Annotated in this window: 9 protein-coding genes and 2 pseudogenes; 1 reads left to right on the top strand and 10 read right to left on the bottom strand. The window is 65.1% G+C overall.

The window, feature by feature from the left end; all coding sequences use genetic code 11:
* Positions 1–26 precede the first annotated feature (26 nt).
* Positions 27–755, bottom strand: coding sequence for an IS21-like element helper ATPase IstB (gene istB / locus J0J10_RS00895; protein WP_291644483.1), 729 nt, complete (start codon positions 753–755; stop codon positions 27–29).
* Positions 755–1,405: pseudogene (locus tag J0J10_RS00890) on the bottom strand (Mu transposase domain-containing protein); the annotation flags it as partial. The gene istB and the pseudogene J0J10_RS00890, both read right to left, overlap by 1 nt.
* Before the next feature lie 2 nt (positions 1,406–1,407).
* Between J0J10_RS00890 and J0J10_RS00885 the strand changes: the two are divergent.
* A pseudogene (locus J0J10_RS00885) lies at positions 1,408–1,629 on the top strand (transposase); the annotation flags it as partial.
* 294 nt (positions 1,630–1,923) lie between these two features.
* Here the strand turns inward: J0J10_RS00885 and J0J10_RS00880 are convergent.
* Genes J0J10_RS00880 through J0J10_RS00845 form a run of 8 tightly spaced genes read right to left on the bottom strand, consistent with a single transcriptional unit; the run spans position 1,924 to position 9,171 of the window.
* Positions 1,924–3,075 (bottom strand): glycosyltransferase, encoded by a 1,152-nt coding sequence (locus tag J0J10_RS00880; protein ID WP_291644481.1) that lies wholly within the window; start codon positions 3,073–3,075, stop codon positions 1,924–1,926.
* A complete protein-coding gene (locus tag J0J10_RS00875; protein WP_291644479.1) occupies positions 3,072–4,178 on the bottom strand; it encodes a glycosyltransferase in 1,107 nt (368 codons plus the stop codon). The genes J0J10_RS00880 and J0J10_RS00875 overlap by 4 nt, the downstream gene beginning before the upstream one ends.
* A complete protein-coding gene (locus J0J10_RS00870) occupies positions 4,175–5,335 on the bottom strand; it encodes a DegT/DnrJ/EryC1/StrS family aminotransferase (RefSeq protein ID WP_291644477.1) in 1,161 nt (386 codons plus the stop codon). Before J0J10_RS00870 ends, J0J10_RS00875 begins: the two co-directional genes overlap by 4 nt.
* Positions 5,335–5,934: an acyltransferase gene (locus J0J10_RS00865; protein WP_291644475.1), complete on the bottom strand. Its 600-nt coding sequence runs from the start codon at positions 5,932–5,934 to the stop codon at positions 5,335–5,337. Before J0J10_RS00865 ends, J0J10_RS00870 begins: the two co-directional genes overlap by 1 nt.
* Positions 5,935–5,940: 6 nt before the next feature.
* Positions 5,941–6,879 carry a Gfo/Idh/MocA family oxidoreductase gene (locus J0J10_RS00860; protein ID WP_291644473.1) on the bottom strand — a complete coding sequence of 313 codons (939 nt, stop codon included), beginning with the start codon at positions 6,877–6,879 and terminating at the stop codon, positions 5,941–5,943.
* Positions 6,880–6,937: 58 nt separating this feature from the next.
* A complete protein-coding gene (locus J0J10_RS00855; RefSeq protein ID WP_465247138.1) occupies positions 6,938–8,215 on the bottom strand; it encodes a nucleotide sugar dehydrogenase in 1,278 nt (425 codons plus the stop codon).
* Positions 8,115–8,924: an FkbM family methyltransferase gene (locus J0J10_RS00850; RefSeq protein WP_366824617.1), complete on the bottom strand. Its 810-nt coding sequence runs from the start codon at positions 8,922–8,924 to the stop codon at positions 8,115–8,117. The genes J0J10_RS00855 and J0J10_RS00850 overlap by 101 nt, the downstream gene beginning before the upstream one ends.
* Positions 8,818–9,171 (bottom strand): class I SAM-dependent methyltransferase, encoded by a 354-nt coding sequence (locus tag J0J10_RS00845; protein WP_291644470.1) that lies wholly within the window; start codon positions 9,169–9,171, stop codon positions 8,818–8,820. The genes J0J10_RS00850 and J0J10_RS00845 overlap by 107 nt, the downstream gene beginning before the upstream one ends.
* Positions 9,172–9,360: the final 189 nt, after the last annotated feature.

Genomic DNA, 9,360 nt, shown 5'->3' with positions numbered 1-9,360 from the left:
CTCCGGATCGGTGGTGTGCGGGGAACTCAGAGCCTGTTCTTGAAGCGCCAGCTCTCGTTGCCGGTCTCGACGATGTCGCAGTGATGGGTGAGCCGGTCGAGGAGCGCGGTGGTCATCTTGGCGTCGCCGAAGACGGACGGCCATTCGCCAAAGGCGAGGTTCGTGGTGACGATGACGGAGCTCTGCTCGTAGAGCCTGCTGACCAGGTGGAAGAGCAGTTGTCCTCCGGACTGGGCGAAGGGCAGATAGCCAAGTTCGTCGAGGACGATAAAGTCCATGCGTGCGAGATAATCGGCCATGCGGCCCTGGCGGCCGGCGCGGGCTTCGGCCTCGAGCTTGTTGACGAGATCGACGACGTTGAAGAAGCGGCCGCGAGCTCCGGCACGGATGCAGGCCCGGGCGATCGCGATGGCGAGATGGGTCTTGCCGGTCCCGGTGCCTCCGACCAGGACGACATTGCGCTGATGAGCCAGGAAGTTCCCGCCGGCGAGATCACGGACGAGCGTCTCGTTGATCGGGGTGCCGTCGAAGGCGAAGTCGGCGACATCCTTGGCGAGCGGCAGCTTGGCGATGGTGATCTGATACTTGATCGAACGAGCCTGCTTCTCGGCGATCTCGGCGGCGAGCAGGTCGCCGACGACCCGCTGCGGCTCGTGCTGGCGCTTCACCGCCGTGGCGATGATCTCGTCGAAGGCGGCCTTCATGCCGTAGAGCTTGAGCTCGCCCATGTTGGCAAGAATCTCCGAGCGTTCCATCACACGGCTCTCCTGAGGCTGTCGTAGCGGGCACAGTCGGCGGCAGGCTCATGGCGCAGGCGAAGCGCGTCGGGCGTCATGATCGTGATCGCCGCCGCCGGCTCGCGGCGCCGGGCCAGGGTGTTGATGATCACGTCGGCGAAGTGGACGCCGTGTCGAAGAGCGTCCGCGCAGGCGGCTTCGACAGCGGGCAAGCCGTCGCTGAGCACCGCTGTGAGGATCTCGACCATCTGCCGATCACCGTCTTTAACGGCAGCGAGCTTGCGCCGGACCCGGTCGATCGCGCCGGGCAAGACCCAATCCTTGAACGGCGCGCCGTTGCGCAGGGCGCCCGGCTTGCGAGCCAGCACCGGGACATAGTGCCAGGGGTCGTAGATAGTCTGGTCGCGGCCATAGCAGCGGCAATGCTCGCCGACGATGCGTCCGTCCTGGCGCAGTTCGATCCGATCGGCATAGGCGCGGATCTCGACTGGGCGCCCGACGGCGCTCGCCATGACCGAGTACTTGTTGTTGTCGAAGCGCACGAGGCAGGTCTTCGACACCGCGGCCGGCAGCGCATGGAAGCCGTCGAACCGCCCGGCATAAGGCACGAGGCTTGCCCGCTCGGCTTCGAACATCTCCCAGATCGTGCGGTCACGCTGCTCGGGATGGCGACAAGGGCTACGACAGCAATGCTATCCGCTGGCAGGTCGAGGAGAACGGCACGATGCCGAATATCCCGCCCAAGGCTAATCGCCACCGTGACCGAAACGCCATCGAGCGCATGTTCTGCCGCCTCAAGGACTTCCGCCGTGTCGCAACCCGATACGACCGAAACGCCGTCAACTTCCTCGCCGCCGTCTGCATCGCAGCGACCGTCAGCTACTGGTTATGAGCCCGGGCCCTAAAGGGTCACTTCTCGGCGGAAATCAACAGCCGGCCTGCCCGGTCCGTCGGGAGCGGTAGTGATAAGTCGGTAATCTTGGTTGGTCTGTGTTTTGCCGGCTGCGGGCCGTTGCAGTTACGCAGCTCAGAGCCTCCAAATTGACAGTCTATCGCATAATGCAAATTTCAATAACTAGTCAATGCTAATAATTTTTAGTAGTTTTATATCAAAATTATATTAAGAATATAAAATTTATTGTAAATTTTGCTTCAGTATAAACTTATTTATTGAATATAAAGTATTCTATAAAACATTCTTTACGATCTCAAGCAGTGTTTTACTCTGTAGTTCGAAGCAGTGTACTTTGGCAGCAGCGATGCTCGCTTGCTTATACGTGTCAATTCTGTCTCGCGAGAGTTCTGCCAAGCAGGCGCCAATTGCTTGAGGTGTGTCATTGTTTAGAATGCGTCCACAATCGTTCGCTTCGATCAACCTGCGTATCTCTGGTAGGTTGCTGCTGACAATCATCAGGCCCGCCTGCATGTATTCGAAGATCTTATTGGGCATGGCAAAGCGCGCATGCGTGGTGCTGTTAGACAGGAGGAAGATGCCGATATCTGCTTGCGCAGCCGTCGGGACGACCTGCTCGGGAGCGACCGCAGGTTCGATGTTCAGCCGCTCGCCTAAGCCGCTGCCGAGCGCACCCAAATGCTGATCGAAGCCACCCTGGGCCGGGCCGCGGATCAGCAGACGGAAACAGGCAGGCCAGAGGGCGGCGCTTTCAATCAGCGTCTCCAGCCCGCGCCGTGGCACGATGACGCCGTGATAGAGCACAGTGATGCGATCGCCGGTCGGCCGGAACGGAGTCTTCTGCCAGGCAGGTGTGTTAGAAATGACCGCGGGGCGCGTCATGCCATATTGGGCCGCCAGAGCATCGGCGATGCCGTCGCTCACCGTCATGACGGCGTCGGCCTCACGGATGTAGCGCTCCTCGATCCTCACTACGTGCCTGCGTGCGAGCAGGCGCCAGCGTAGGCTGTCCGAGAACTCCTCCGAGGCGAATTCGTGGCTGTCATAGATGATGCGCGCCTTAAAGGCGCGCTTGGCTGCGTGGGCGACGGGCAGGGCTCGCCAATCATTGGCGATAACGATGTCGGGCCGGAAGCGCAGCAGGTCGCGGCGCGCGGCGAGCCGGGTTGCGGAGCACCAATAGAGTGCGTCGGCACTCAGCGGCAGTACGGAGGCGGGGGCTTGCCTCAACACCATTCCGAGCCTTACGCGGGTATCGCTGCCCGGTCCGGGCATGACCGTGACCGGGGTCGGCGCCGTGTCGGGGAGCGGCGCCTGCGCGAAGATGCGAACATCGTAGCCGGCATGGGCGAGCAGGGAGGCGTGACGCAGGACGCGTGAATCGTGCTGCAGCGGCGAGATGCAGACCAGGGCGACGCGCGTCATCGGCCGGCCTCCCGTGCGCGCTCGCTGAGGATCCGGTCGATCTCGCGACCGCGCTGCTGCCAGCTCGCCTCGCGCGCGACGTAGTCGGCGCCGTTGCGGCCGAGCGCGCTCGCCTTGTCCGGGGCTTCGGCGAGCACCTTGACCGCCGCGGCGATGGCGGCGGGATCGGCCGGCGGGACGACGAGGCCGGCAGCGGCCTGCCTGACGATCTCGGCCTGGAACGGCAGGTCGCTCGCGATCACCGGCACGCCGCAGGCCATCGCCTCGAACAGCTTGAGGGGGGCGACGCCGGAGGCGGAGCGCCCGTCCTGGTCCTCGATGACGCAGAGGGCCGCGAGCGCGCCGCGCAGCACCGGCGGGACGTCGCCATAGGGCAGGCGTCCGAGCCAGAGCAGGCGCCCGTCGGCCGGAACCGAGCCGAGCTTCCCGCGTTTGACCCCGTCGCCGACGATGACGAGCCGGACGCCCTGCGGCCAGTCCGGCCTGGCGAGGGCGGCGAGCATGGTGTCGATCCCGTGCCAGGCGACGAGGCCGCCGACAAAGGCGACATAGCGCCCCTCCAGCCCGGCGGTCGGCCCCTCCGGCCGGAAAAGCTCGGTGTTGGCGCCATTGGAGACGGTGCTGACCCGGTCATGGCCGGCGAATTCCCTGGCCCAGTCGGCGAGACCGGAGGTGACGGCGATCAGATGCGACGCCGCCCGGTATTGCACGCGATAGAGCCAGGAGAAGACCGGCGAGAGCGGCTTGAGCGCGGGATAGGTGACGCCGATATCGGCCGGCGTGCCGTTGATCTCCTGGACGACCGGGACCTTGCGCCAGCGTGCCAGCAGGGCGAGCGGCAGGGCCATGAAATGCGAGCGGATGAAGACCGCGTCGAAATCGCCCAGACGGCGCACGAGCCTTGCCTGGATGCGGACATAGTCGAGGAGGCGCCGCAGGAAGGAGGAGCGTGTGCTCGCGCCCCCTTGCGTCGTCGCGAAGAGTTCGACCTCCCAGCCGCAGGCTTCGAGGCTTGCGATGATCTCGGCGATGTGGGTCTGCGATGCCTGTCCCGGTCGCGGCGTCTCGAGGGACAGATAGGCGAGCCGCCGCTCGCGGCTCATGCCACCGCAGGCTCGCGAGTCGGCGCGAGCGCCTCGCGCACCGCCTCGATGATGTAGTCCTGCGTCGCCTCGTCGAGATAGGGATGCATCGGCAGCGCCACGACCTCCTGCGCGACGCGCTCGGAGATCGGCAGGCCGTTGCCGGCGACGGGGAAGTGCTTGTAGGCGGTCTGCTGGTGCAGGGGCTTGGGATAGTAGACGGTCGTCGGGACGCCCTTCGCCTTCAGCGCGGCCTGGAAGGCGTCGCGCTGCGCGGCATCGACGCGGATCGTGTACTGGGCCCAGGTCGAGACGCAGCCCGCCAGGACATGGGGCATGACAGCGAGGTCCTTCAGCGCCTCGGTGTAGCGCTGCGCCACGCGCTGGCGCTTCTCGATCTCCTCGGCATAGACCTTGAGCTTCTCGATCAGCACCGCTGCCTGGATGGTGTCGAGCCGCGAGTTCACGCCGACGCGGACATTGTCGTACTTGTAGGCGCCCTTGCCGTGGAAGCGCAGCGAGCGCAGCAGCTCTGCATGCTCGTCGCTGTCGGTGAGGATCGCGCCGCCATCGCCGTAGCAGCCCAGCGGCTTGGCCGGGAAGAAGCTCGTCGTGGCGAAGTCGCCGATGCCGCCAGCGACGCGGCCCTTGTAGCGCGCGCCATAGCCCTGCGCCGAATCGCAGATCAGGACGAGACCGTTCTCCTTGCAGAAGGCCTCGATCGGCTCGTAGTCGCAGGCCTGGCCGAAAAGGTCGACCGTGATCAGCGCGCGCGGCTTCAGCTGGTGCTTGCCGGCCGTCTCGAGCGCGGCGGCGAGGCCCTTCGGGTCGATGTTGTAGGTCGCCTCGTCGATCTCGGCGAAGACCGGGGTCGCGCCCATCCAGGCGATGACCTCGGCCGTGGCGGCGAAGGTGAAGCTCGGGCAGATCACCGCGTCGCCGGGGCCGATGCCGAGCGCCTCGAGCACCAGGATCAGCGCGTCGGTGCCGTTGGCGACGCCGATCGCATGCCTGGCCCCGCAGAAGCCGGCGAGCCCGGCCTCGAACTGGCCGACCTGCTCGCCGAGGATGTAGTTGCCATCGTGGACGACCTTGAGGATCGCCTCGTCCATCGCCTTGCCGATGTGCTGGCGCTGGGCCTTGAGGTCGATGAACTCGATCGCGGGACGTTCGCTCATCAGAGGATCTCCTCGAGGGTGTCGGGCCCGGTCTCGCGATAGCGCCGGCCGGTTTCGGGGCAGGTCAGATCGGGGCCGAGCCTGGCGCCATCATGGCTCATCCAGCCGATGCGGCGGGCCGGGACGCCGGCCATCAGCGCGAAGTCGGGCACATCCTTCGCCACCACGGCGCCGGCGGCGATGAAGCAGTAGGCGCCGAGCGTGTGGCCGCAGACGATGGTGGCGTTGGCGCCGATGCTCGCGCCCTTCTTGACAAGGGTCCGGCGGAACTCCGACTTGCGGTTCAGGAAGGCACGCGGATTGTTGACGTTGGTGAAGACGCAGGAGGGGCCGCAGAAGACGTCGTCCTCGAGCACGACGCCGTCATAGAGGGCGACGTTGTTCTGGACCTTGCAGTTGTCGCCCACGGTGACGCGCGGCCCGACCATGACGTTCTGGCCGAGCACGCAGTCCCTGCCGATCGCGGTCTCACCGAGGACATGTACGAAGTGCCAGACCTTCGTGCCGGCGCCGATCGTCACGCCATCGTCGACATAGGCGCTCTCATGGATCTTCGCGCCGGGAAAGCGCGGATCGTCACGCATCTCCGGCGCGGCCATCGAGGGTCAGCCTTTCAGATACTTGTCGACGAAGGGATGCCGCTCGCCGCCGGCGACGACCGGCAGGTTCCGGAACTGCGAAACGACCTCGACGCAGAAGCGCACATCCTCGAGGCCATAGCCCTTGCCGGCCAGCACTTCCTGGTAGCTGCGGGTATGCAGGTCGGTGAAGCCCTCGGAGAACTCGACCTCCTCGCCATCGAGGGTGATCGAGCGGTAGGTGGTCTTCGTGCCCTTGACGCTGTCCGGCAGGTCGTTGGAATCGACCGAGAGGAACCAGCGCACATCGGCCTTCTCGTAGGAGAGCAGGCCGCCGGCGCGCTCGGGCTGGCGCAGGCTGGCGGTCTGCGACTGCAGCGGGCCGAAGACATAGGCCAGCATGTCGAAGAAGTGGACGCCGATATTGGTGGCGACACCGCCCGACTTGGCCTCGTCGCCCTTCCAGGAGGCGTGGTACCAGCGGCCGCGCGAGGTGATGTAGGTCAGGTCGACGGCATGGCGCTCGTTCGACTGGGCGATGCGCTCCTTGAGCGCCTGGATCGCCGGGTGCAGGCGCAGCTGCAGGATCGTGTTGATCTTCCGGCCGGTCTGCTGCTCGATCTCGGCGAGCCCGTCGATGTTCCACGGGTTGAGAACGAGCGGCTTCTCGCAGATCACGTCCGAGCCGGAACGGAGCCCGAAGCGGATATGGGCGTCGTGCAGGTAGTTCGGCGAGCAGACGCTGACATAGTCGATGTGCTCGCCGCGCCGGCGCAGCTTGTCGACATGGCGGTCGAAGCGCTCGAACTCGGTGAAGAAGTGCGCCTGCGGGAAATGGCTGTCGATGATGCCGACGGAATCGTTGGGATCATAGGCGACGCGCAGATCGCCGCCGACCGCCTTGATGGCCTGCATGTGGCGGGGGGCGATGTAGCCGGCGGCGCCGATCAGGGCGAAGCTTGTCATGATGCGATCTCGGTCTCGTCCATCGCGCCGGCCGGGACGGGCCGCCGGCGCCGTTCAGTCAGGCCTTGTAGACGTTGTCCGCGACGATGCCCTTGCGGGTGCAGGCGTTGCGGGTGTCGACCACGAGCTTGGAATTGGCGACGACGAAGCCGTAGTCGACATCGTCATGGTCGGTCGCGATCAGCACGGCATCGTAGCCGGCGAGAGCTTCCTTGCCGATCGGGGCGCTCTTGCGGCCGGTCAGCTCGGCATGCTCGCGGGTCGGCGGGATCACCGGAATGAAGGGGTCGTGGAACTCGACATGGGCGCCGCGCTTCTCGATCAGCTCGATGAGCTTGAGCGAGGGGCTCTCGCGCATGTCGTCGATGTTCTTCTTGTAGGCGATGCCGAGGATCAGGATCTTCGCGTCGCTCAGGTTCTTGCGGCCCCTGGAATCGAGCACGCCGGCGAGTTGATCGACGACCTGATAGGGCATGCGGGTGTTGATCTCGCCCGCGAGCTCGATGAAGCGCGTGGCTATGTCGTATTCGCGCGCCTTCCAGGTCAGGTAGAACGGGTCGATCGGGATGCAGTGCCCGCCCAGTCCCGGGCCCGGATAGAACGGCATGAAGCCGAAGGGCTTGGTCTTGGCGGCGTCGATGACTTCCCAGACGTCGATGCCCATCGCGGCATAGACCGTCTTCAGCTCGTTGACGAGCGCAATGTTGACGGCACGGAAGATGTTCTCGGTCAGCTTAACCGCCTCGGCCGTGGCCGTGGAGGAGACCGGCACGGCCTTGACGACGAGCGCGCCGTAGAGCGCCAAGGACATCGCCAGCGCATCGGCGCCATCGCCGCCGACGACCTTCGGGATGGTCGAGGTTCCGAAATCCGGGTTGCCGGGGTCCTCGCGCTCCGGCGAGAAGGCCAGGAAGAACTCTTCGCCGCTCTTCAGCCCGCTCGCCCTTTCCAGGATCGGGCGCATGACCTCGTCGGTGGTGCCGGGATAGGTCGTCGATTCGAGGACGATAAGCTGGTCCTTGCGCAGGCGCCTGGCGATCGCCTCGGTCGTCTTGACGACATAGGACAGGTCGGGCTCGCGGTACTTGGTCAGCGGCGTCGGCACGGCGATCAGAAGCGCGTCGGGCTCGGCCATTCGGTCGAAATCGGTGGTCGCGACGAAGCGTCCCGTCTTCGCAGCCTGGATGATCAGGTCCATCGGGATGTGCTTGATCGCGCTCTTGCCGGCATTGAGGTCATCGACGCGCTTCTGGTCGATGTCGAAGCCTATGACCTTGATGCCCTGGCGCAGCGCCGCGAGGGCGAGCGGAATGCCGACATAGCCCAGGCCGACAATGCCGATGACGATCGAGCGATCGTTGACGCGCTCGATAAATCGCTGCGCAGTTTGCGAAGTCACATTGCACCCCGGGGATTGCGGCAAGGCTGGCATCAAGCCGTTTCGTGGCCGTGCTTCTTCCAGACTTGCGAAAATCCGTCAACCACTCCGGCGCAATGGGGTGCTGCGTTGTCGTGCCTGCAAAGGGAGCCTGACCTTTCGGCGCCTCCTTGTCCTTGAAGATTCGCTTGAAATGCCGATTGATCGCATCGTGGTCGACGCATGTGCCGTGATTGCGCTCGACCGGGATCTCGGGGTGCCAATACCAGTCATCGAAGCCGATGTTGACCCGTAGATACCCTCTTTCGTTCAGAAGGACTCGCATCTGCTCGCGGCGGGGCTCTACGAAATTGTGTTCCACCGTGAACAACGCGATTCGGTGGCGTGCCAGATCGATGCTGCGCAGGATATCGAGTTCCGAGCCTTCGGTGTCGAGGGAGACATAATCGAAGCCGGTCTCGGCGAAGTCGGCCATGGCGGCGATCTCCGCGAAGGTGATGGTCTCGACCTGAATCAGCCCGCCCGATGCGATCGCGGCAGCGCTGTCCCGCGCATAGGCGTCATCCCCGGCATTCGGCGAGCGTGCCGATCTCCTGCGAGGCGAGGAAGGAGAGGATCCGGCCGGGTTCGCGGTAGACCGCCCGCTGCAGGCACAGCGCGCTGCGATTCCGCCTGAGGCTGGCGAAGAGCGTGGGGTTCGGCTCGACGCAGACGCCCTGCCAGCCATGCTCGGTCTCGAGGAAATAGCTGTTGCTGTGCAGGAAGCCGTCGAAGGCGCCCATCTCGGCGAAGCGCCCGCCGCGCCGGCCATTGCACATGGCGAAGGCCCAGCGCTCCTGCTCGATCTGCGAGTTCGTCACCATTTCATAGGCGCTCGCCGGGTCGAAGCGGTGGGTGCCGTCCGGCCTGCCCATCGTCACCGCGCTCCCCGCGCCGTCCTGCGGCCGTCGAGACTAGGGTCCGGACCCATAAAATGATTGGCGTCGTGGGCTCGGTGTGATTCACGGCTTCCGGGAGGAAGCACGGATGAACCGGGATCGTTTCTGGCTCACGGACGCGCAATTCGCACGGATCGAGCGGCATCTACCGACGGATACGCGTGG

The organism is Allobosea sp., assembly GCF_017308075.1.
Lineage (GTDB): Bacteria > Pseudomonadota > Alphaproteobacteria > Rhizobiales > Beijerinckiaceae > Allobosea.
Note: the sequence above shows the minus strand (reverse complement) of the source record. Positions and strands in the feature narration are given on the sequence as shown.